Annotated in this window: 17 protein-coding genes and 1 pseudogene; 7 read left to right on the plus strand and 11 right to left on the minus strand. The window is 69.9% G+C overall.

Annotated features, from left to right (window positions below; translation table 11 throughout):
* Positions 1-11: 11 nt before the first annotated feature.
* On the minus strand, positions 12-623 hold the full coding sequence (locus AWU67_RS15335) for a TetR/AcrR family transcriptional regulator (protein ID WP_067231039.1): 612 nt from the start codon (positions 621-623) through the stop codon (positions 12-14).
* An 88-nt stretch (positions 624-711) separates the two neighbouring features.
* On the opposite strand from AWU67_RS15335, the gene AWU67_RS15340 reads away from it, so the two are divergent.
* The 3 genes from AWU67_RS15340 to AWU67_RS15350 all read left to right on the plus strand — a co-directional run bounded on the left by AWU67_RS15340 (position 712) and on the right by AWU67_RS15350 (position 5,805).
* Positions 712-1,989 (plus strand): MFS transporter, encoded by a 1,278-nt coding sequence (locus AWU67_RS15340; protein WP_067231042.1) that lies wholly within the window; start codon positions 712-714, stop codon positions 1,987-1,989.
* A 50-nt stretch (positions 1,990-2,039) separates the two neighbouring features.
* Positions 2,040-4,313, plus strand: a complete 2,274-nt coding sequence (locus tag AWU67_RS15345) for a glycoside hydrolase family 3 C-terminal domain-containing protein (RefSeq protein ID WP_067231046.1) — start codon at positions 2,040-2,042, stop codon at positions 4,311-4,313.
* A 130-nt stretch (positions 4,314-4,443) separates the two neighbouring features.
* A complete protein-coding gene (locus AWU67_RS15350) occupies positions 4,444-5,805 on the plus strand; it encodes a CoA transferase (RefSeq protein ID WP_067231049.1) in 1,362 nt (453 codons plus the stop codon).
* Positions 5,806-6,130: 325 nt separating this feature from the next.
* On the opposite strand, the gene AWU67_RS15355 is transcribed toward AWU67_RS15350, so the two are convergent.
* Genes AWU67_RS15355 through AWU67_RS15370 form a run of 4 tightly spaced genes read right to left on the minus strand, consistent with a single transcriptional unit; the run spans position 6,131 to position 10,042 of the window.
* Positions 6,131-7,225, minus strand: coding sequence for an ABC transporter ATP-binding protein (locus AWU67_RS15355; protein WP_067231053.1), 1,095 nt, complete (start codon positions 7,223-7,225; stop codon positions 6,131-6,133).
* Positions 7,222-8,022, minus strand: coding sequence for an ABC transporter permease (locus AWU67_RS15360; RefSeq protein WP_067231056.1), 801 nt, complete (start codon positions 8,020-8,022; stop codon positions 7,222-7,224). The genes AWU67_RS15355 and AWU67_RS15360 overlap by 4 nt, the downstream gene beginning before the upstream one ends.
* Positions 8,015-8,929, minus strand: a complete 915-nt coding sequence (locus AWU67_RS15365; RefSeq protein ID WP_067231059.1) for an ABC transporter permease — start codon at positions 8,927-8,929, stop codon at positions 8,015-8,017. The genes AWU67_RS15360 and AWU67_RS15365 overlap by 8 nt, the downstream gene beginning before the upstream one ends.
* A gap of 18 nt (positions 8,930-8,947) precedes the next feature.
* Complete coding sequence (locus AWU67_RS15370) at positions 8,948-10,042, minus strand: polyamine ABC transporter substrate-binding protein (protein ID WP_067231062.1); 1,095 nt, start codon at positions 10,040-10,042, stop codon at positions 8,948-8,950.
* Between the two features lie 286 nt (positions 10,043-10,328).
* On the opposite strand from AWU67_RS15370, the gene AWU67_RS15375 reads away from it, so the two are divergent.
* The 3 genes from AWU67_RS15375 (at position 10,329) to AWU67_RS15385 (ending at position 13,831) form a co-directional block, all read left to right on the plus strand.
* On the plus strand, positions 10,329-11,777 hold the full coding sequence (locus AWU67_RS15375) for an aldehyde dehydrogenase family protein (protein WP_067231066.1): 1,449 nt from the start codon (positions 10,329-10,331) through the stop codon (positions 11,775-11,777).
* A gap of 118 nt (positions 11,778-11,895) precedes the next feature.
* A complete protein-coding gene (locus AWU67_RS15380; protein ID WP_067231070.1) occupies positions 11,896-13,296 on the plus strand; it encodes an NAD(P)/FAD-dependent oxidoreductase in 1,401 nt (466 codons plus the stop codon).
* Between the two features lie 34 nt (positions 13,297-13,330).
* Complete coding sequence (locus tag AWU67_RS15385; RefSeq protein WP_067231074.1) at positions 13,331-13,831, plus strand: Lrp/AsnC family transcriptional regulator; 501 nt, start codon at positions 13,331-13,333, stop codon at positions 13,829-13,831.
* Between the two features lie 759 nt (positions 13,832-14,590).
* Here AWU67_RS15385 and AWU67_RS15390 read toward each other — a convergent pair.
* The 6 genes and pseudogenes from AWU67_RS15390 to AWU67_RS15415 all read right to left on the minus strand — a co-directional run.
* Positions 14,591-15,832 (minus strand): annotated as a pseudogene (locus tag AWU67_RS15390) (alpha-hydroxy acid oxidase); the annotation flags it as partial.
* Positions 15,826-16,551, minus strand: coding sequence for a FadR/GntR family transcriptional regulator (locus AWU67_RS15395; protein ID WP_067231077.1), 726 nt, complete (start codon positions 16,549-16,551; stop codon positions 15,826-15,828). The gene AWU67_RS15395 and the pseudogene AWU67_RS15390, both read right to left, overlap by 7 nt.
* 89 nt (positions 16,552-16,640) lie before the next feature.
* Positions 16,641-17,936 carry a Dyp-type peroxidase gene (locus tag AWU67_RS15400; RefSeq protein WP_067231081.1) on the minus strand — a complete coding sequence of 432 codons (1,296 nt, stop codon included), beginning with the start codon at positions 17,934-17,936 and terminating at the stop codon, positions 16,641-16,643.
* Positions 17,933-18,526 (minus strand): copper chaperone PCu(A)C, encoded by a 594-nt coding sequence (locus AWU67_RS15405; RefSeq protein ID WP_067231085.1) that lies wholly within the window; start codon positions 18,524-18,526, stop codon positions 17,933-17,935. Before AWU67_RS15405 ends, AWU67_RS15400 begins: the two co-directional genes overlap by 4 nt.
* A 129-nt stretch (positions 18,527-18,655) precedes the next feature.
* Complete coding sequence (locus tag AWU67_RS15410; protein ID WP_082717063.1) at positions 18,656-19,276, minus strand: copper resistance CopC family protein; 621 nt, start codon at positions 19,274-19,276, stop codon at positions 18,656-18,658.
* A gap of 132 nt (positions 19,277-19,408) precedes the next feature.
* Positions 19,409-20,053 carry a hypothetical protein gene (locus AWU67_RS15415; protein WP_067231088.1) on the minus strand — a complete coding sequence of 215 codons (645 nt, stop codon included), beginning with the start codon at positions 20,051-20,053 and terminating at the stop codon, positions 19,409-19,411.
* A 183-nt stretch (positions 20,054-20,236) separates the two neighbouring features.
* On the opposite strand from AWU67_RS15415, the gene AWU67_RS15420 reads away from it, so the two are divergent.
* Positions 20,237-21,910, plus strand: a complete 1,674-nt coding sequence (locus tag AWU67_RS15420; protein WP_067231092.1) for an alpha/beta hydrolase — start codon at positions 20,237-20,239, stop codon at positions 21,908-21,910.
* Positions 21,911-22,039: the final 129 nt, after the last annotated feature.

Raw genomic sequence — 22,039 nt, forward strand, 5'->3', positions numbered from 1 at the left:
TCAGACGTTGGCTACGGGACGAGGCCGAGCAGCTCCGCCAGGTAGTCGATGTGCTCCGCCATGTCGAGTTCGGGGTCGATCATCCACTGCGTCTGCAGGCCGTCGGCGAGGGCGATCATGATGGTCGAGACCTTGTCAGCGTCGATGGCGGGGGAGAGCTTGCCCGCGGCCTGGGCGGCGCGCACGCTCGACGCGAAGTAGCTGCGGAAGTCCTGGCCGCGCCGCACGAAGAAGTCGTGGGCGGGGTGGCTGGCATCCGTCGCCTCGGCCGACAGGCGCGTGTAGAGCTGGGCGAGCCCCGGGACCTCGGTGTTGTGCCGCATGACCGTGGCCAGCGAGTCGAACGGGTTCTCGCTGACGGCCAGCGAGGCGAGGGAGGTGTCGCCGTCGGCGCCCACGAAGTCGCGCGAGTCCACCTCGTCGCGCTTCTGCAGCACCGCGGCGAAGAGTTCCTCCTTGGAGCTGAAGTAGTGCAGCAACCCGGCCTGGCTGAGCCCGACGGCGTCGGCGAGCTCGCGCACCGAGGTGCGGTTGTAGCCATTGCGGGCGATCACCCGAAGGGCCTCGGTCAGAATTTCGTCGCGCTTGGCGACTCCTTTTGCGTATGAGCCTCTGCGTGCCATATCTGAATGGTATTGGCTTCTTTGGAATTGAAAACCGAATGAAGTATGGTTTTCAAGGTTCACAGATGAACACCCCGAAAGGAACACGATGACGACGACGTCGGAACTCACCCACACCCTCGACGCAGACGGCCAGATCGACCCACCGGCACCGGTACGCGGCACCATCAAACGGCTGCTTGCCTGGATCGTTCCGGCCAACGTCTCGATCTTCCTCATCTGGGGCGCAGTCCCCGGCATCCTGCTCCCGCTCCAGGTGCAGGGGCTTGACCCGGAGAACAAGGCGGCCAACCTCGCCTGGGTGCTCACGATCGGCTCCGTTGCGGCGATGCTCGCCCAGCCGATCGCCGGTGCGCTCTCCGACCGCACGCGCAGCCGCTTCGGGCGCCGCGCACCCTGGATGGTCGGCGGCGCGCTGATCGGCGGGCTCGCGCTCGTCGGCATGGCCCTCGCCAACGGGCTCGTGCAGATCGCCATCGCCTGGACGATGGTGCAGCTCGCCTACAACTTCGCACAGGGCCCGCTCTCGGCCGTCCTGCCCGACCGCGTGCCCCGCGCGGCCCGCGGCACCTTCTCGGCCCTCTCCGGCCTTGGCCTGATGCTCGGCGCGATCGGCGGCCAGATCGTCGGCGCAAAGCTCGCCGCTGACATCCCCTCCGGCTACATGCTCCTCGGCGGATTCACCCTGATCGTGGTCACCCTGTTCGTGCTGTTCAACCCGGACCACTCCAGCAAGCAGATGGTGAAGGAGCCCTTCTCGCTCTCCGACTTCCTGCACACCTTCTGGGTGAACCCGATCGCACACCCGGACTTCTTCTGGGCGTTCATGGGTCGCCTGCTGCTCTACACCGGCTACTTCGCCGTGACCGGATACCAGCTCTACATCCTGCAGGACTACATCGGCCTCGGCGACAACGCCGTCGCGATGATCCCGCTGTTCGGCATCGTCAACCTCGCCGCCATCCTCGTCTCGACGCTGGTCTCCGGACCACTCTCGGACAAGCTCGGCCGCCGCAAGGTCTTCGTCTTCGCCTCCTCGATCCTGGTCGGCGTGGCCCTGGTGTTCCCGATGGTGGCACCGAGCTTCACCGGCTGGATGCTGTTCACCGTCGTCGCGGGCCTCGGCTTCGGCTGCTTCCAGGCCGTCGACACCGCCCTGATGAGCGAGGTGCTTCCCTCGGCGAAGTCCTTCGCGAAGGACCTCGGCGTCGTCAACATCGCCGCCACCCTGCCGCAGACGCTCGCCCCGGCCGTCGCCGGCGCCATCGTGCTGGCCTCCGGCGGCTACGTGGCCCTGTTCCCGATCGGCATCGTTCTGTCGATCCTCGGCGCCTTCGCCGTCTGGGCGATCAAGTCGGTCCGCTAGGACAGCCCAGAAATCTCGTACGCTCTACAGCACCCCACGCAAGGAGAATCATGACCGACTCGACCTCAATTGCCGCCCGCGCTTCTGACATCGTGGCTGGCCTCACCCTGGAGGAGAAGGCCTCGCTCACCAGCGGAGCCGACTTCTGGAGCACCAAGGCCATCGACCACGCTGGCGTGCCCCGCATCGTGCTGACCGACGGCCCACACGGCGTGCGCCTGCAGCGGGAGGGATCCGACCACCTCGGCCTCGCCGACAGTGTCCCGGCCACCTGTTTCCCGCCCGCCGTGGCCCTCGGTTCGAGCTTCGACACCGAGCTGCTCGAGCGTGTCGGCGTCGCCCTCGGCGAGGAGGCGAAGGCGGAGGGTGTCGGCGTTCTGCTCGGCCCCGGCATCAACATCAAGCGCTCGCCGCTGTGCGGGCGCAACTTCGAGTACCTCTCTGAAGACCCGATCGTCTCCGGTGCTCTCGGCGCCGCGATCGTGCGCGGACTGCAGAGCCAGGGCGTCGGAACCTCGCTCAAGCACTTCGCCGCGAACAACCAAGAGAACGACCGCATGCGCTCGAGCTCTGACGTCGACCCGCGGCCGCTGCGCGAGATCTACCTGCGCGGCTTCCAGCGAGTCGTCGAGGACGAGCAGCCCTGGACGGTCATGTGCTCGTACAACCGCCTGAACGGCGTCTACACCTCAGAGAACCCGTGGCTGCTGAACACCGTGCTGCGGGAGGAATGGGGCTTCGACGGGGTCGTCGTCTCTGACTGGGGCGCGGTCAACGAGCGCGTGGTCGGCGTCGCGGCCGGCCTCGACCTCGAGATGCCCGGCGGCAGCGGCCGCACCGACGCCGAGCTGGTCGCCGCCGTCAAGGCCGGCACCCTCGACGAGGCCGTGCTCGACGTGGCGGCGCGCCGCAACGTCGAGCTGGCGCTCAAGGCGCAGGCCGGGGCAGACGCCGACGCGTCCTACGACGTCGACGCCCACCACGCGCTGGCCCGTGACGCCGCAGCCCGCAGCATCGTGCTGCTGAAGAACGAGGGGCAGATCCTGCCACTGGCGGCGGAGGCATCCGTCGCCGTCATCGGCGAATTCGCCCGCACGCCGCGGTTCCAGGGCGCAGGCAGCTCGCTGATCAACCCGACCAAGGTCGACAACGCGCTGGACGAGATCGAGCGGGTCGTCGGCGCCGAGCGCGTGACGTTCGCCGCCGGCTTCACACTCGCGAACTCTGCGGATGACGAGGCAGCAGCGCTCCGGGCCGAGGCCGTTGCCGCGGCGGGCGCCGCCGAGACCGTCGTGCTCTTCCTCGGCGTGCCGGCCGCAGACGAGTCGGAGGGCTTCGACCGCGAGCACATCGAGCTGCCCGCTGCCCAGCTGGCGCTGCTCGACGCCGTGCTCGAGGCCAACCCGCGCACCGTGCTCGTGCTCTCCAACGGCGGCGTCGTGCGGCTCTCCGAGTTCGAGGCGCGCATCCCCGCGATCCTCGAGGGCTGGCTGCTCGGCCAGGCCGGTGGCGGCGCCACCGCCGACGTGCTCTACGGCGTCGTGAACCCGTCCGGCCGCCTCGCCGAGACGATCCCGCTGCGCCTGGAGGACACCCCGGCCTACCTCGAGTTCCCCGGTGAGTTCGGCCACGTGCGCTACGGCGAGGGCCTCTTCGTCGGCTACCGCTGGTACGACGCGCGCTCGATGGCGGTGCAGTACCCGTTCGGGCACGGCCTCTCGTACACCACCTTCGAGTACTCGGGCCTGTCGCTGGCCGCGGATGCCGCAGGCATCACCGCGACGCTCACGGTGACCAACGCCGGCGAGCGGGACGGCCGCGAGATCGTTCAGGTCTACACGGCGCTGGCCGGCTCCGGCGTGCAGCGCGCACCGCAGGAGCTCAAGGGCTTCGCCTCCGTCGCCCTCGCCACCGGCGAGAGCCGCGAGGTGTCCGTGCAGCTGCGCCGCGACGAGCTCGCCTACTGGGACACCCGGGTCGACAAGTGGGTCGTCGAGGGCGGCGACTACACGGTGGCCGTCGGCGCCTCCAGCCGCGACATCCGCCTCACCGGCACCGTCGCGGTCGACGGTGACGCGGTGCGACTGCCGCTCACCGCCAACTCCTCGATCGGCGAGCTCATCGCCGACCCGGTGGCCGGACCGATGATCATGCAGGCGATGGCTGCCATGTTCGGCGGTGCAGGCGACGCGGGCGAGAGCGATGAGGGCATGGAGAAGATGATGGCCTCCTTCCCGATCGGCCGCCTGGCCAGCTTCCCCGGCATGGGCGTCGAGCCGGAGATGGTGGAGCAGCTGTTGGCCGCGGCCAACGCCGACAGCTAGCGGAGGTGCCGGCGGCTGCCGCCGGCGAACGTTTCACCGAGTGCGCAGTTTGGCGCCTTCCGGAGCCCGGGAGGCCGCCGAACTGCGCACTCGTGGTTGAGCCGGACGGCCGCGGGCGTATGCTCGCGGCATGGGCGTGATTCTCGAGCAACTGGCCGTCACGATCGGCGATGCGGGGGCGGCCGGGCGAGTGCGCGTGCTCCCCGGTGAGACCGGCCTCACGGCGCGGTTGCGGGCGGGGGAGCTTGCGCTGGACAGCGTCTCGTTCTTCGCGGCGCAGGCCGCGCGGCTGCTCGGGTTGCCGGCCGTCGACGTCAGCCCGCGCCGGGTCGGCGTGAACTTCAGCAGCTACAACTACCTGAGCGTCGCCGGTGTGCCCGCTGCGGCCTGGGCGCCGCTCAGCGGCTTCTTCCCCGCGCTCGACGGCTGGGTGCGCACCCACGCGAACTACCCGCACCACCGGGAGCGGCTCTGTGCCGCACTCGGCCTCGACGAGACGGCGGGCCGTGACGAGCTCGGGACGGCGCTCGCTGGCATGGCGGCGGCGGATGCCGAGGCCCTCGCCCTGGCGCGCGGCGCGCTCTGCGTGCGAGTGCGCACGCGAGAGGAGTTCGAGCTGCTGATCCCCACGGCACCGCTGCTGCAGTGGGAGGCTGGCGCGCCCGCCCGCGAGGCCGGCGCGACGCGCGACTTCGCCGCCCGCCCGCCGCGCGTGCTCGACTTCTCGCGCGTGATCGCCGGGCCCACATGCACGCGGGCGCTCGCCCTGCTCGGCGCCGACGTGCTCCGCATCGACCCGCCGGAACCGGCCGAGCTTCCCGTGCAGCACATCGATACCGGCGCGGGGAAGCGCTCGGCCGTGCTCGACCTCGGCCAAAACGCCGAGCGGATCGAAGAGCTGATGGCCGGTGCTGATGTCGTCGTGCTCGGCTACCGGCCGGGCAGTCTGGCCCGGTTCGGGTTCGACGAGGCGAGCCTGCGCCAGCGGCATCCGCACCTGGTCATCGCCACGCTCAGTGCCTACCCACCGGGCAGCCTGTGGGCGGTGCGGCGCGGCTTCGACTCGCTCGTGCAGGCGGCATCCGGCATCGCGGTGGCCGAGGGGAGCCTCGAGGAGCCCATCGAGGGTCGAGTCGTCGGGCGGGGCGTGACCCCCGGGACGCTGCGAGCCCAGGCGCTCGACCACGCCACCGGCTACGTGCTCGCCGGTGCCATCTGTGCGGCTCTCGCCGACGGCACGGCAGCGACCCTGAGCTCGTCGCTGGCGGCGATGGCGCAGGCGCTGCTGGCGCTTGGGCCGAGCGCCCTGCCGGAGCCGGTGCTGCCGGTGCCTGCCGTGGCTGACGTGGCGCTGAGCGACGAGCTGGAGACCGTGCCGAGCGCTGACGGCCCCGTGCGCCGCGCCCGCGCGATCGTGGACATCCCCGGGCGCCCCCAGGGGCCGGTGCACCCGCTCGGCAGCGCCCGGCCGGAGTGGCTGCCGGCACACTGAGCCCCGCTCGCCCCACCCGCCGGTCGGGAGGCCGACGGCGGATCGGGAGGCAGCTCTCGGCCGAAAGCTGCCTCCCGATCTTCCGGTTGCCTCCGCATCCGGCGTGCATTCTCCCGCTGGCTCGAGGGAGCGCCAGCGACCGAAGCCAACACCCCGCTGGTCGAGTAGCGAGGAACGAGCGTATCGAGACCTTGCACGTGGCATGGCTTCCGGCTGGAAACTGGGTCTCGATGCGGCCCTGGCGGGCCTACTCGACCAGCGATGGGGGCTGCGCCCGCTGGCTCGAGGGAGCGCCAGCGACCGAAGCCAACGCGCGCGCCGTGGCTCAGGCGGCGACGGCAGCCTCCACCGGGTTCGCGACGACCACCACGCGCGACGAGTCGAAGTTCAAACCGACCCGCTGCCCGCGCTCGGCAACGTTGGCGGCGTGCACGGTGCAGCTGATCGGCTTCGCCAGCCCCGGCACCTCGACCGAGACGGTCGACGAGCCGCCGAGGAAGAACGTGTCGATGACGGTGCCCGTGATCGGCGCGGCATCCGGGGCCACGATGTGCACGTCCTCCGGGCGGGCCACCAGGGTGACCGGCTCCCGCTCGGCGAAACCGTGCGAGACGGGGAACAGCGCCACACCGGGTACGTCGACGGCGCTGCCAGAGGAGCTCGATCCGGTCGCGAAGCCGTCGAGCAGGTTCGCCGTGCCGATGAAGCTCGCCACGAAGCGCGTCGCCGGCCGCGAGTACAGCCCGACCGGGGTATCGAGCTGCTCGATGCCGCCACGGTTCAGCACGGCGACCCGGTCGGCCATCGACATGGCCTCCTCCTGGTCGTGGGTGACGACGACGAACGTCATGCCGGCCTCGTGCTGCATGCGCTTGAGCTCCAGCTGCATCTCGGCGCGCACCTTGCGGTCCAGGGCAGAGAGCGGCTCGTCGAGCAGCAGCACCCGCGGCCGTTTGATGATCGCCCTGGCCAGGGCGACCCGCTGCCGCTGGCCGCCGCTGAGCTTGGCCGGGCGGCGCTGCGCGAACGCGGCCAGCCCGACGATCTCCAGGGTCTCGCCCACCCGGCGGCGGATCTCGGCCTTGCCGACGCCCTCGGCCTCCAACCCGTAGCCGACGTTCTTCTCCACGCTCATGTGTGGGAACAGCGCGTAGGACTGGAACATCATGTTCACCGGGCGGCGGTGCGCCGGCAGCGCGGTCAGATCCTGCCCGTCGAGCAGGATGGAGCCGGCCTGCGGTGTTTCGAACCCGGCGATCGAACGTAGCAGCGTGGTCTTGCCGCATCCGGACGGCCCGAGCAGGGCGAAGAACTCGCGGTCGGCGATCGACAGCGACACGTCGCGCAGCGCGACGACGTCGCCGTAGCTGTGTTGCACACCGCGGATATCAAGAAGGGGAGAGGGGGCAGTGGTTGTCATAGGGCATCCGTCACTCGGGTCAGACGCTGCGCACCGATGACGGCGAGCACGCTGACGAACAGCAGCATGGTGGCGAGGGCGTTGATCTCGGGGGTGACGCCGAAGCGCACCATCGAGTAGATCGCGATCGGCAGGGTGGGGGTGGTGGGCGCGGTGGTGAAGAACGCGATCACAAACTCGTCCAGCGAGAGCGTGAACGCGAGCAGGCCGCCGGCGACCATGCCGGGCGCCAGCTGGGGCAGCGTCACCTTCATGAAGGTGCGGAAGCTGCCGGCGCCCAGATCCCGGGAGGCCTCCTCGAGGCTTGGGTCCAGGCTGGCCAGCCGGGCCAGCACGATCGCGGTGACGAACGCCATCGCGAAGGTGACGTGCGCGATGATCACCGAGTGCAGGCCGAGCGTGACCCCGGCCAGCGAGAACAGGCTGAGCAGGCCGACGGCCAGCAGCAGGTCTGGCAGCAGCGCGGGCGCGATGGCGAAGGCGCGCACCAGCCCGCCTCGGGTGTAGCGGTGGATGCCCACGGCGATCAGCGTGCCGAGCAGGGTGGCGAGCAGCATGACGGATGTCGCCACGATGAGCGTGTTGCGCAGCCCGGTCATCACCGCCTCGTTGGCGAACACCGTCGGGTACCACTGGAGCGAGAACCCCTTCCAGACAAACAGGTTCTTCGAGGAGTTGAACGACATGATCACCACCACGAGGATCGGCAGGTAGAGGAACACGTAGGTGAACCAGAACGGGATCCGAATCAGGCGTGACTGAGGCCTGGGGGTATGAGGGCTGGAAGCTCTACGCATTGCGCTTCACCTTCCTCTCGCGTGGGCCCTCGGTGACGCGACGACTCGCGGTCTGTTGGGCGAAGATCAGGGCGACGAGCAGGATTGTGAGCACGAGGGCAAGGGCGGCGCCGAACGGCCAGTCCCTGGCCTTCAGGAACTGGTCGCGGATCAGGTTGCCGATCAGCACCGTCTTTCCGCCGCCGAGCAGCTCTGGGATCACGAAGTTGCTCATCGCGGGAACGAAGACGAACACGCATCCGGTGAGCAGACCGGGCACGGACAGCGGCAGGGTGATGGTGCGGAACACCCGGAACGGGCTCGACCCGAGGTTCGTCGCCGCCTCGGTGAGCTGGGCGTCCTGGGAGGAGAGCGAGGCGTACAGCGGCAGCACCATCAGCGGCAAGTACATATAGAGGAGCCCGATGATGACGGCCGGCTGCGTGTAGAGCATCTTCAGCGGCTCGTCGATGATGCCGACCGCTTGCAACCCCTGGTTGATCCAGCCGGCGTTGTTCAGCAGAAGGATCCATGCGTAGGTGCGGATCAGGAAGTTGGTCCAGAACGGCAGCAGCACCGCGACGAGGGCGAGCGTGCGCCACTTCGGGGGCAGCCGCACGATGACCAGCGCGGTCGGGTAGCCGAGGGCGACGGCGAGCACCGTGACGATCAGCGCCGTGCCGATGGAGGTGGCGATGACGTTCAGGTAGAGCGGGTCTGCCAGCCGGGCGAAGTTGTCGAGTGTGAACGTGTAAACCACGCCGCCGAAGCGGCCGCGCTTGAAGAAGGCGTAGGTGGTGACCAGGACGAGGGGGACGAAGACGAAGAGGGCGAGCACCAGCGTTCCCGGGGTGAGGAACGGCAGGCCCGCCCACCCCCGGCGGGCTCCGAGGGGAGCGCCGCCGGGGGTGGGGGACTTTTTTGCCATAGCTGCGGATGCCGGCGGCTAGCCCGCGGCCATCACTTCGGTGGCGAGCTTGGTGAACTCGGGGCTGAACTCGCCGACGTCAACGATGACCTCCTGCTTGAGCAGTTCGGCCGGCGTCATGTTGAGGTTCGGGTACGCGGCCAGGATGGCCGGGTCGACGGCCTTCATGGCCGCCTCGTTCGGAACCTTGTAGAGGATGTTCTCGGCCACCCAGGACTGCACGTCGGCCTCGAGGATGTAGTTGATGAAGGCCATCGCGGCCTCCTTGTTCTTCGAGGTCTTCAGCACCGTCATTGTGTCGGTCCAGAGGTCGCTGCCCTCGGTCGGGACGACGAACTTGATGTTCGGGTCCTCGGCGATGCCGTAGTTGCACCAGCCGTCCCAGGCCTGCGTCAGCGACGCCTCGCCGGAGACCAGCTTGGTGTAGAACGTCGTGTCGTCGAAGGCGAGCAGCGTCGGCTTGGTCTTGAGCAGCTGCTCCTTGACCGCGGCCAGGTCATCGGGGTTCGTGGTGTTCACCGACATCCCGAGCTGCTTGAGCGCGGGGAGCGCCATCCAGCGCTCGGTCGCGAGCATGGTGGTTTTGCCCGTCGCGTCGGGCGCCGGCGTGAGCAGGTCGTTCCAGGACGTCGGCTCTTCGCTGAGCAGGTCGGAACGGTAGCAGAGCCCGGTCGTGCCCCAGGCGTAGGGCATGGAGTACTCATTGCCCGGGTCGTAGGCGAGCTTGGTGGCCTCGTCGTAGAGGTTGGACTCGTTGGGGATGAGCGACTTGTCGAGGTTGGCGGTGAGCCCGGCCTCGTGCAGCGCCTGCGCGTACTGGCCGGAGACGAAGGCCACGTCGATGCCGGAGTCGCCGCCGGCCGTCAGCTTGCCCATCACGTCTTCGTTCGTGGCGTGGTTGACGATGGTGATCGGGATGCCGGTCGCCGCCTCGAACGTCTCGGCCAGGTCGGCCGGGGAGTAGTCGGCCCAGATGCTGACGACGAGGCTCTGCTTGGTCAGGTCCGCGTTGGGATCGAGGGCGACGTCGTCGGTGCCGCCGCTTGCGCAGGAGCTGAGGGTGAGACTCGCAAGTGCTGTGGCCGCGAGGAGCGTAAGTGCTTTGTGACGCATTGGTCCTCCAAATAATCGGGTGGAACGATTTCGATTGGGAACTGCAGGAATCAAGTACTGCTCGTTGGTGTGTGAGCAAGTATGGCGAGCAGCTCCCCACATATCAATCATTTTTTGTAACCCGATTTGCTATTTGAGCAAAAGTGCTGTCCATTCTTTGCTCATTAGTGTTGACATCCGGGGTCGAGCGGCTAATGTGAACTTCCACATGACGGCACAACAGGGTGCCGGCCCACTTCGAAGCAATGGCGCTCCGGAGCCGAGAGAGAGGTCATTCGTGAATTCAATGCCGACACCCCCGAGGCAGCAGCTCTACATCGACGGCCAGTTCACCGACGGCACGTCCGGAACCTCGGTCGACGTGATCAGCCCGGTGAACGGGGAGCGCATCGCGACCCTGCCGGTGCCGAGCCAGGCCGACCTCGACCGTGCCGTCACCGCCGCCCGCGATGCACAGCGGGAGTGGCGCCAGGTCGGCGTCTGGCAGCGCGCCGCTGTCTGCCACCGCATCGGCGATGAGATCCTGAAGCGCGCCGACGAGCTCGCCCGGCTGCAGACGCTGGAGCAGGGCAAGCCCCTGGCCGAGTCGCTCGCCGATATCAAGGAGGCGGCGGCGCTGTTCCACCTGCACGCCGAAGATGCCGTACGCCTGCACGGCGAGACATTCCCGTCCAACGACACGAACAAGCGCATGTGGACCTTCTACAAGCCGGTCGGCACCTGGGCGATCATCACGCCGTGGAACTTCCCCGTGCTGATGATGGCCGAGTTCGTCGCCCCGGGCCTGGCCACCGGCAACTCGCACGTGCTGAAGCCGCCGACACACACCTCGCTCACCGTGCTCGCCGTGCTCGAGGCCTTCGAGGCCGCCGGCTTGCCCAAGGGCCTCATCAACGTGCTCCCCGGCGAGGGCGACTTCGGCACCAAGCTCGTCACCCACCCGGGCATCGACGCCATCGGCTTCATCGGCTCCTCGGCGACCGGCGAGAAGATCAACGCGATATCCGGCCTCAAGCGCTCGATCATGGAGCTCTCCGGCAACGGACCGCTGATCGTCCTCGAAGACGCCGACCTGCAGCGCGCAGCGCAGGCGGCCGCCGACGGCGCCTACTTCTGCGCCGGCCAGGTCTGCTGTGCAACCGAGCGCGTGCTGGTGCACGCGAACGTGCACGACGCGTTCGTGGAAGAGCTGCTGAAGACCGTCGACGGCGTCACCCTCGGCAACCCCTTCGACGCCGCCACCAACCTGGGCCCGCTGAACAACGAGGGCGTCGCAGCCAAGATGGACCGGCACATGGCGGATGCCCGTGCCCGCGGCTTCGACGTGCTCGCCGGCGGCGGCCGCCGCGCCGGATTCCAGACCGACCTGTACTACGAGTTCACCATCGTCGATGGTGTCAGCGAGGACAGCCTGCTCAGCGTCGAGGAGTCTTTCGGCCCCGTCGTGCCCGTCATCACCGGCTCCTCTGACGACGAGCTGCTGCGCATTGCGAACGCCGACAAGCTGGGACTGCAGTCCGCTGTCTTCACGAACGACCTCTCGAAGGCCTACCGCTTCGTCGAGGAGATCGAGACCGGCCAGGTCATCGTGAACGACAGCAACGGCTTCTGGGACATCAACATGCCGTTCGGCGGCGCCGGCGGCAAGGGAACCGGCTGGGGTCGCATCGGCGGCAAGCACACGCTGCTCGACATGAGCGACCTGCGCACGGGAGTCATCCACCTCAACCGGTGACCGAATCCGCTCGTTGGAATCTGCTGCTCCACCCCGCACCATCGAGACCCGGTGTTCCACGCTGCCCTCGCGCGCCCTGGAACACCGGGTTTTGCACCCCACAAGCAAGGGAATATGCATGTCTGTGAGCACACGCGCCTCGGCTCTCACCGCAGCGGCGGCCACGCCGTTCTGGATCGACACGGCGGAGGAACCGGAACGGCTGCCGGCGCTCAGCGGCCGCTGCGATGCCGATCTGCTTGTTGTCGGCGGCGGTTACACGGGCCTCTGGACGGCGATCCTGGCGAAGGAGGAGGACCCATCGGCGCGAGTCGTGCTGCTGGAATCCGGCAGCGTCGGCCACGCCGCGAGCGGCCGGAACGGCGGCTTCTGCTCGCCGAGCCTCACCCACGGGCTGGCGAACGGGCTGGAGCGCTGGCCGGACGAGATCGACCAGCTGGTGCGCATCGGCGCCGAGAACCTCCAGGAGATCGAGGCCGCGGTCGGCCGCTACGGCATCGACGCCGACTTCACGCTGAGCGGCAAGGTGGCGTTCGCCCGCACCGCATGGGAGGCGGCCGGGCTGCAGGCGGCGGCCGCCGCGAGCACGGCGCACGGCGAACCGGCCCACTACATTCCGGCCGCCGAGGTGGCCAACTGGACGACATCCGACGCCTACATCGGTGGCATGCACTCCCCGAACTACGCGCTCATCAACCCCTACAAACTGGTGCTGGGGCTGCGTCGGGTCTGCCTGGAGCTCGGGGTGCAGATCTTCGAGGGCTCGCCCGTCGACGCCCTCGACGCTCGGGGCCGCGGCGCCGTCATCGCGCGCACCGCCGGCGGCGAGGTGCATGCGCACAAGGTCGCCCTCGCGACGAACGCGTTCCAGCCGCTGCTGCGCCGACTCTCGCTGCGCACCATCCCCGTCTACGACTACGCGATCGTCACAGAGCCGCTGACGGATGCCGATCTCGCCGCGATCGGGTGGACGGGCGACTACGGTCTCACCGATGCGGGAAACCAGTTCCACTACTACCGCAAGACGGCCGACAACCGCATTCTCTGGGGCGGCTATGACGCGATCTACCACTACGGCTCGGCCCGTGGCGAAGAGCTCACCCAGCGCCAGGAGACGTTCGACAAGCTCGCGGCGCAGTTCCACGAGACGTACCCGCAGCTGGCCCACGTGACGTTCACCCACCAGTGGGGCGGCATTGTCGACTCCTCGACCCGCTTCTGCCTCACCGCCGGTGTGGCCAAGCGCGGACGCGTCGCCTATGCGCTCGGCTTCACCGGGCTGGGGGTCTCGGCCACGCACTTCGCCGGCCGGGTCATGCTCGACCTGCTGGCCGGGCGCCGCACCGAGCGCACAGAGCTGGCAATGATCAAACGGCCATCGATCCCGTTCCCGCCGGAGCCGGTGCGCTACATCGGCGTGCAGCTGACCCGATGGTCGATGGCGCGTGAGGATGCGACGGGAAAGCGCAACCTCTGGCTGCGCCTGATGGATGCGCTGGGGCTCGGCTTTGACTCGTAATCACGGGCGGGGCGATGCCGCTAGCGTGGGAGCCATGAGTCAACCGGTGAGCATGGACGACATCGACCGCCAGATCATCACTGCCCTGCAGGGGGATGGTCGCCGCCCGTTCAACCAGATCGCCGAGGAGCTCGGCATCCCGGCGTCCTCCGTGCGTTACCGCACGCGCAGGCTCGAGGAGCTTGGCATCCTGCAGGTCGTCGGCATCGCCAACCCGCTCGCGATCGGCTTCGACCGGTTGGCGATGATCGGCATCCGCACGGCGCCGGGCAAGGCCCGCACGGTCTGCACCGCGCTCGCCGCGCTGCCCGAGACCAGCTATGTGATCCTGACCACCGGCCAGTTCGACGTGATGGCTGAGGTCATCTGCCGCGACATCGAGCACTTCACCGAGGTCGTCAACGACCAGATGCAGGCGATCGACGGGGTCGTCTCGACCGAGTCGTTCTTCGTGCTCGAGGCGCACAAGCTCGCCTATGGCTGGGGTGTCGGCACGGTACCCGGCCCGGCGGAGGCCGAGGCCCCCGCGGAGTAGCCCGCCGCCTCGTCGACGTGGATGCCGCGGCGCGCATCTCCCGTTGGCTCGAGGGAGCGCCAGCGACCGAAGCCGACTCGTGCACATTCTCCCGTTGGCTCGAGGGAGCGCCAGCGACCGAAGCCGACTCGTGCGCATTCTCCCGTTGGCTCGAGGGAGCGCCAGCGACCGAAGCCAACCGCCGCGCGCGGATGTCGCGGGCTGCCGTGTCCGGTTGGCTCCGGGGCTTCGGGGGCTGCGCTGCTCCTTCGTCGCGGCGCGGCCCCCTTTAGCCAGCGTGCATCGTCCCGTGGGCGCTGGGCGAGCCCGTGCATCTCCCGTTGGCTCGAGGGAGCGCTAGCGACCGAAGCCAACTCGTGCACATTCTCACGTTGGCTCGAGGGAGCGCCAGCGACCGAAGCCAACAGCCGGTGCGGAGGCGAAAGCGAGGAAGGGAGGCCAGATTCTCGGAATCTGGCCTCCCTTCCTCACTATTGCCTCCCGGGGAGGCGCGCCCGACTACTCGGCGGCGGGCTTCGTGGCGGCCGCGGTCTTCGCCGCTGCCGGCTTCTTCGCTGCGGCCGTCTTGGGGGCGGCCGTCTTCGCCGCGGCGGTCTTGGCCGGAGCCGCTTTCGCCGCGGTTGCCTTCGGTGCCGCCTTGACGGCAGCAACCTTCGCCGGAGCCGCCTTCGGAGCCGCCTTCGGAGCCGCCTTCGGAGCGGCCGCGCGCGGGGTGCGCACCGTACGGGGCTTCGACTCGGCGACGGCCTCTGCGGCATCCGCAACGGCACGGGGGATCGGGGCCAGGCGGGTCAGCTGGGTGACGTGCTGCGGGCCGAGCTCGGCCAGCGTAGCCACCTCGAGCAGCTTCATGGTGCGCTCGATCTCGGTGCGCAGGATCTCGATCGTCTTGTCGACGCCCCGGCGGCCACCGGCCATCAGACCGTAGAGGTAGGCGCGGCCGATGAGTGTGAAGTCGGCGCCGAGGGCGATGGATGCCACGATGTCGGCACCGTTCATGATGCCGGTGTCGATCTGCACCTCCATGTCCGAGCCGATCTCGCGGGCCACGGCTGGCAGCAGGTGGAACGGGATCGGCGCGCGGTCGAGCTGGCGCCCGCCGTGGTTGGACAGCACGACGCCATCGACGCCGAGGTCGGCGAGCTTCTTGGCGTCCTCGACGGTCTGCACGCCCTTGACGACGAGCTTGCCCGGCCACATCGAGCGAATGATCGCGAGATCCTCGAACGAGATCGACGGGTCCATCGCGTCGTTCAGCAGCTCACCGACGGTGCCGCCGGTGGAGGAGAGCGATGCGAACTCGAGCTTGGGGGTGGTCAGGAAGTTGATCCACCAGGCCGGCCGCGGCAGTGCGTCGATGACGGTGCCGGGGGTCAGCTGCGGCGGGATCGAGAAGCCGTTGCGCTTGTCGCGGTGGCGGGCACCGGCGACGGGGGTGTCGACCGTGAAGAACAGGGTGTCGAAGCCGGCGGCCGCCGCGCGGCGCACCAGGTTGTACGAGACCTCGCGGTCCTTCATCACGTAGAGCTGGAACCAGTTGCGGCCGTTCGGGTTGGCTGCCTTGACGTCCTCGATCGAGGTGGTGCCGAGGGTCGACAGGGTGAACGGGATGCCGGCCGCTCCGGCCGCGCCGGCACCGGCCGTCTCGCCCTCGGTCTGCATCATGCGGGTGAAACCGGTGGGCGCGATGCCGAACGGCATGGCGCTCGGGCCACCGAGCACCGTCGTGGTGGTGTCGACAACGGGCACGTTGCGCAGGATCGACGGGTGGAACTCGACATCCTCGAACGCCTGACGGGCACGCTTCAGCGAGATCTCGCCCTCGGCCGACCCCTCGGTGTAGTCGAACGGCGCCGTCGGTGTGCGGCGCTTGGCGATGTCGCGCAGGTCGCTGATTGTCAGCGCCTTCTCCAGCCGGCGGTTGGTCGGGTTCATCGTGGGCTTCTTGAACTTCATCAGCTCGGCGAGCTCGATCGGGTTCGGGAACTGGCGTTTCACCATGGCGGCGTCTCCTGAGGGTGTGTTTCGGTGTAGTAGCCCGTGATGTGGGCGTGGATGCGAGTGCTGGCGGCTGTGGCATCCCGAGCAGTGATGGCCTCGACGATGCCGTGGTGTTCGGTGCGGAGCCGGCGCAGGGTGGTGGCCCAGTCGGTGACGGCGGGCAGCCCGGCCAGGGCATAGCTCTCGACCGCCTCACGCAGCCCGGCCATCATGGCTGTGACGACCTGGTTGCCGGATGCCTCGGCCAGCGCGACGTGGAACTGCGCGTCGAGGGCGAGGAACTCGGCGGGGGTGAGCGTGTCGACATCCATGGCCGCGAGCAGGCGTTCGGCGGCGCCGAGCGAAACGGGGTCGAGTGGGCTGCCGGCATCCGCGAGCCCGGCGACGATCTGCGTCTCGAGCAGCAGCCGGGTCTGCACGATGTCGGCGACGGGGAACCCTTGGGCGGCGACCTGCAGGCGCATCAGCGCGGACATACCGCCCTGCGGGGTGGCAATGATGATGGCGCCCGCGCTCGGGCCGCTGCCGGTCTGGGTGCGGATCAGGCCGAAGCCCTCAAGCACGCGCACGGCCTCGCGCACGCTGGAGCGGCCGACGCCGAGCTCGGTGGCGAGGGCGCGCTCGGGCGGCAGGTGATCGCCCGGCCGCAGCTTGCCGTCGAGCAGCTCGCGCTCGATGTGGCGCAGCACGATCTCCCAGGCGCGTGGCTGAAGCGGCATGGGAATCCTCTGCGGTGAGTCGGGCTACTGTGTGGTCAGACCACTGTGGTCTGACCACACAGTAGCACGCGACGCCGCGGCGCTGCCCGCTAGGCCAGCAGCGTCTCGCCGATGAATCCGCCGGGCGCGCAGCCGGGTGGGATCGCGAACACGGCCGAGCCGATCGGCGTCGTCCACTCGTTCAGCAGATCCAGCTCGTCCAGCCGTTGCTGGATCGGCACGAACTGTGCATCAACGTCTGCCTGGAACGAGGCGAACAGCAGCCCGGCGTTGGAGACCGAGCCGCCCGTCGGGGCCGTGTCGTAGTTGTAGGCACGGCGGTGCAGGCGCTCGTCGGGGTGCACGGGGCGGGCCCTGGCCATGTGCGAGAACTCCGGGATCACGGGGAACCCGATCGGGGTCAGCGCCTCGAAATCCGGCTCGTCGTGCTCCTCGGCTCCCGTGAGCGGCGCTCCGTTGGCGAGGAAACGGCCCATCGACTGCTCGCGCCCACCGCGGTCGAGCTGGTCCCACGTGTCCAGGTTCATCGCGATGCGGCGCAGCACGAGAGTGGTCCCGTCGGCCAGCCAGGCGTCGCCCGCATCACCGGCGCGCCAGACCAGCCGGTCGAAGTCCGCCGTGCCCGGTTCGAGGTTGACGGTGCCGTCAACCTGGCCGAACAGGTTGCGCATGGTGGTGCCGGATGCCTCCGAGGCGCGTGCCCGGCGGAACCCGGTCTGACTCCAGGCCAGTGAGGCGAAGCTGCGGGTGTCCTTCAGCAGCATCCGGGTGGCATGGGCGAGGGTGAATGCGTCATCCGAGGCCACCTGGATGAGCAGGTCGCCGCCGCTCCAGGCCTGCTCGAGGCGGTCGATGCCGAAGGCCGGCAGCGGGCCCACTCCGGCCGGGGCCGCGCCGCCAGCCCGCTCCACGAAGCGTGGCCCGAAACCGAACGTCACCGTGAGTCGGGCCGGCAGCAGGCCGAGCTCCGGCTCGGAGTCGGCCAGTGCCGGCACACCCTGGGTCAGGCGGGCGGCATCGTCGCTGAGCAGGCGCATCAGCCGGCCGAGTGCCGCCCGGTCGCTCTGCTCGTGCAGGGTGAGGCCGAGGAACGTCGCGTGCGCCTGTGGCTCGGTGGCGATTCCGGCCTGATGGCGGCCGTGGAACGGCACGGTGTCGCCGCCGTGTAAACGCTCAGCGGGGGGTGGGGTCAGGGGGTCGGATGCCGCAGGCGGCTGCCCCGCGCCCTGCCCCGGGCGGCCGAAGGCGAGGTCGGCGCCGATCGCCGCGGCGGCGCCGACCCCGGCGACAGCCCCGCCGAAGAGCAGCCGCCGCCGGGTCAGCCCGCGCGGGCGCCCGGGGGCGGCGGTGTCGCCGCCCCGGGGCGTTTCATCGTGCTGTGTCACGGTGCCGATTCCGTGTGGGCGTCGCGGTGGCCGGCATCCGTGCCCGCGTGCTCGTCGCCGGAGTAGTTCTCGTTCGCGCCCGAGTAGTCCTTCGCCGGAGCGGTGAAGTCCAGCGTCGAGCCGTCGGCGAACACGAGCGTGAACTCGACCTCGGCGCCGGCGGTGACCGGGGTGAGCAGCCCCATCAACATGATGTGGTTGGCGCCGGGCTCGAGGAGCAGGGTGCCGCCGGCCGGAATCGTGAAACCGCCCTCTTTCTTGCTCATCAGCATTTCGCCGGATTCGGAGGCGAGCGTCTCGTGCAGCTCTACCGAGTCGGCGGCGGCGCTGGTGACCGAGCTCAGCGTGACGTCCTCGGTGCCGGAGTTGCTGAGCACGCCGAACGCGCCCGTCATGCCCGACTCGCTGGCCTTGATCCAGGCGTCGGTCATGGCGACGCCGGCGGCCTGCTCGGCCATGGTTGCGGTCTGGCTCGACGCATCGGGTGCGGCGGGCGGGGCGGTGGCGGTGCTGCAGCCGGCCAGGAGGAGGAGGGCCGCCGCGGAGAGGGTGAGGGCCGTGGTGGTGCGTGAGGTGGTGTGAGTGCGCAAAATGCACTGCCTTTCTGAGATGTGAGAAGTGTTCTGCCCGTGACCTCACGGGCGGGTGCGGGCGCGACGGCGGATGCCGCGGCGCCCGGGTGGGAGTGAAATGCTCGGCCGCAGTCGGGCAGGGGCGCGCTAGCCGCGCGCGCGGCGGCGCCAGACCGTGAACGCCCACGCAAGCGCAAGCGCCAGCGCGGCACCGCCGGCGCCGAGCAGCAGGGTGCGCAGCAGTGGCGGCATCCCGCTCTGGGCACCCGCGACCTCCGCATCCTGCGCGTCGGGCGTCGCAACGTTCGCCCCGTCGCCCGCAGCGTCACTCGCCGGGTCGTCGGCAGTGTCGTCGGCCGGGCTCGCGGCCGCCGTGTCGCCCACCGTGAACGGGATGACGCCGCTGATCGGGTGGCCGTCGGCCGAGACGACCCGCCAGGCGAGCGTGTAGCCGCCGTCGGGCAGGGTGGCCGCGACCGAGGCCACGACGCGGGCGCCGTCCAGCGCGGGCTCGTCGAGCTCCCACGTGGTTCCGGCGGCATCGCTGAGGAGCAGCACGGTGCCGAGATCCATGATCTCGTCGGTGAACTCCACGGTGACCTCGGTCGGTGCCGTGGTGAGCCGCTCGTCCGTGCCCGGACTGCTCGAGAGCAGCTGGTCGTGCGCGTATGCCGGGCTGACCCCGGCGAACAGCATCGCCGCAGCCAGCACGGCGATCAAGGCGGCCCGGATCCGTGCCGGGCGGTGCTGCGTGGAAACAGCGGACATGTGTGATCCTCCCCAGGGGAACCACCGCGCGGGCGCGGCGGTGTCACCAGAAACCGCGCGGCCAAGCCGGCCGATGCGGTACGCGGTGAGCGTGCGCGGGCAGCACCAGCGGCCAGGCGGCCGCTGCGTGGTCTACGCCGAGCACGCTCCGGCGGGCGGTCCACGCCGCAACGTGGTGGAGGGGAAATAGCCGAGAGAAAGCAGAACCTGCTGGAGCCAGGGCCCTGCGCCGACCGCGCTGGGGTGCGCGCTCGGCGCGACCGGGCCGAGCGGCACGGCGACGGTGGGGGTGACCCGGGCGATGACGAACCCGGCGAATTGGGCGAGGCCGACCAGCACCGTCTCGCCGCGGTGCAGGGCCGCGATCGTCAGCAGGGCGGCCGCCGCGTGCGCGAGCCACATCCCGCCGTGCAGATGTTCGACACCGGCGGCCTGCGCCCCGACCATGCCGGGCGCTGCCAGAAGCTGGTCGGCGGCTGAGCCGGCGTGGCCGGCGTGGGCGCTCAACTGCGCCGCTGCTGCCGTGGTGGTGCCGAGCACGAACAGGGCGTGGAACAAGAGCTGGCTGATCGCGACGCTTGCGCTCAGCCGGGGCAGGCTCAACCGCTGCCCGCTCAGGAACACACAGAGCAGCGTCGAGAGCACCAGCGGCGTGATGATGCCCCAGGCGCCGGGCGTCTCGCCGCCGCCGGCGAGGTGCGAGAGCAGGGCGACGAAGGTCGAGAATGCCGCAGCGACGGCGCCGCGCAGGGCGCGAGACGCTCGAGGGTTCCGCACCCCCTCAGTATGCCAGAGGGCATCCGACCGGGCGGCAGCTCCCGGGGTCGCCCGGCGACCCCTGTGCAGCATGGACCGCGCACTGTGGGAGGATCGGCGCGTGAGTGCGAGGATGAAACGGCAAGGCCAGATGATGCGGATATCGCCCGGGGGCCTTCGGTTCGTCGGCACGGCGGCAGAGCAGTGAGCCGCTTCCGCCTGTTTGATGGACGCACCTGGTGGCACCTGGATGCCGGCGGCCTCGTGCTCGGCCTCCTGCTGGCCGCACTCTCGCTCACTCCGTCGCTGCTGCCGCGGCCCGCACTGCTGCAGGGCGTGATCGCCGGCCTCAGCTTCGCCGTCGGCTACGCCGCCGGGGCCCTCCTCGTCGCCCTGCTGCGCCCGCTGCTTCGCCGGGCGACGACCTGGCGGCCGAGCGCTGCCGTCATCCGCTGGGCCTGGCTCGCCTTCGCCGTGGTCGCGCTCGCCGCGGGCAGCTGGTTCGCGGTGATGGCCGTGACCTGGCAGAACGAGGTGCGCGCGCTCGTCGAGATGCCGCCGATCGACGGTTTCGCGATCGCCGCGTTCTACCTCGGCGCGCTGCCCACCGCCGTGCTCTGCCTCGCCGTCGGCCGCGGCATTCGCGGCCTGTTCCGGGGCCTCGGCAGGCTCGTCGGCCCGCTGATCGCCACGCTCGGCACCGCCCTGCTCGTCGGGCTCGGCGCCTTCACGCTGGGCGCCGTCGTGATGGGCGTCATCGACGGCGTCTACGAGGCGCGCAACGCCGCCCCGGCGCACTGGGTGGCGGAGCCGACGAGTGAGTTCCACTCGGCCGGCGCGGATTCCCCGATGGACTGGCAGACGCTCGGCCGGCACGGCACCGCCTTCCTCGGCGGGGGACCGACGGCGGATGACATCGCCGAGGTCACCGGCCAAGCGGCGCTCGAACCCATCCGCGTCTACGCCTCACTGCGCACAGCCGACACGGCGGAGGAGCGGGCGGCGCTCGCCGTCGAGGAACTCGTGCGCACAGGCGCCTTCGACCGCGAGGTGCTCGTGGTCGCCACGGCCACCGGGTCGGGTTGGCTGGAACCGCAGACGACCGACTCGATCGAGTACCTGCACGGTGGCGACACCGCGATCGTGTCGATGCAGTACGCCTACACGCCGAGCTGGGTGTCCTTCGTGTTCGAGCCCGACGCACCCGTCGATGCCGCCCGCGTGCTCTTCGACGCGGTGCGGGCCGAATGGCTGACGCACCCGGCATCCGAGCGCCCGAAGCTCATCAGCTACGGCCTGAGCCTCGGCGCCCACGGCAGCCAGTCGACCTTCGCCGACCTCGCCGAGGTGCGCGCCCTCACCGACGGCGCCCTGTTCGTCGGAAGCCCGAACGGCACCCCGCTGTGGCGTGAGCTGCAGGCGGCGCGGGAGCCCGGCAGCCCAGCCTGGCAGCCGGTGCTGGATGCCGGCGCCGAGGTGCGCTGGATGTCGCACCCCGGCGACTTCGACAAGCTGGCCGGCCCGTGGAGCGAGCCGCGGGTCGCCTACCTGCAGCACGCCACCGACCCCGTCACGTGGCTCGGACCGGAGCTGCTCTGGGCCGAGCCGGACTGGCTGAAGCCCGGCCAGCGCGCCGCCGACGTCAGCCCGAACATGCAGTGGATTCCCGTCGTCACTGCTCTGCAGGTCGTTGTCGACATGCTGATGGGCGAATCCGTGCCGGCCAGCCACGGCCACAACTACGGCGACGTCGTGCTCGACGGCTGGGTGGCGGTGACCGGCGACGGCGGCCTCGACGCGGCCGCGACCGACGCGATCCGCGCGGTCATCGCCGAGTACGCGCTCGTGCGCCCGGTGGGCAGCTCGGTCGGCGAGTAGCGCCCCCCAATTCCGTTGAGAGCGGTCAAATGGTCACTTTGGGGCCCGAAAAGTGGCCATTTGACCGCTCTCAACGGACTCTGGGCGGGGCGGGAGCGGGGCGGGGTGGGGCGGGGGCGGGCGCCGGGC

The sequence above is a fragment of the Microterricola viridarii genome, from assembly GCF_001542775.1.
GTDB classification, from domain to species: domain Bacteria; phylum Actinomycetota; class Actinomycetes; order Actinomycetales; family Microbacteriaceae; genus Microterricola; species Microterricola viridarii_A.

What these genes read in the sequence shown, in the direction of transcription:
- AWU67_RS15335 (WP_067231039.1), bottom strand. Translation starts at nt 623, where the DNA reads ATGGCACGCAGAGGCTCATACGCAAAAGGAGTCGCCAAGCGCGACGAA.
- AWU67_RS15340 (WP_067231042.1), top strand. Translation starts at nt 712, where the DNA reads ATGACGACGACGTCGGAACTCACCCACACCCTCGACGCAGACGGCCAG.
- AWU67_RS15345 (WP_067231046.1), top strand. Translation starts at nt 2,040, where the DNA reads ATGACCGACTCGACCTCAATTGCCGCCCGCGCTTCTGACATCGTGGCT.
- AWU67_RS15350 (WP_067231049.1), top strand. Translation starts at nt 4,444, where the DNA reads ATGGGCGTGATTCTCGAGCAACTGGCCGTCACGATCGGCGATGCGGGG.
- AWU67_RS15355 (WP_067231053.1), bottom strand. Translation starts at nt 7,225, where the DNA reads ATGACAACCACTGCCCCCTCTCCCCTTCTTGATATCCGCGGTGTGCAA.
- AWU67_RS15360 (WP_067231056.1), bottom strand. Translation starts at nt 8,022, where the DNA reads ATGCGTAGAGCTTCCAGCCCTCATACCCCCAGGCCTCAGTCACGCCTG.
- AWU67_RS15365 (WP_067231059.1), bottom strand. Translation starts at nt 8,929, where the DNA reads ATGGCAAAAAAGTCCCCCACCCCCGGCGGCGCTCCCCTCGGAGCCCGC.
- AWU67_RS15370 (WP_067231062.1), bottom strand. Translation starts at nt 10,042, where the DNA reads ATGCGTCACAAAGCACTTACGCTCCTCGCGGCCACAGCACTTGCGAGT.
- AWU67_RS15375 (WP_067231066.1), top strand. Translation starts at nt 10,329, where the DNA reads ATGCCGACACCCCCGAGGCAGCAGCTCTACATCGACGGCCAGTTCACC.
- AWU67_RS15380 (WP_067231070.1), top strand. Translation starts at nt 11,896, where the DNA reads ATGTCTGTGAGCACACGCGCCTCGGCTCTCACCGCAGCGGCGGCCACG.
- AWU67_RS15385 (WP_067231074.1), top strand. Translation starts at nt 13,331, where the DNA reads ATGAGTCAACCGGTGAGCATGGACGACATCGACCGCCAGATCATCACT.
- AWU67_RS15395 (WP_067231077.1), bottom strand. Translation starts at nt 16,551, where the DNA reads ATGCCGCTTCAGCCACGCGCCTGGGAGATCGTGCTGCGCCACATCGAG.
- AWU67_RS15410 (WP_082717063.1), bottom strand. Translation starts at nt 19,276, where the DNA reads ATGTCCGCTGTTTCCACGCAGCACCGCCCGGCACGGATCCGGGCCGCC.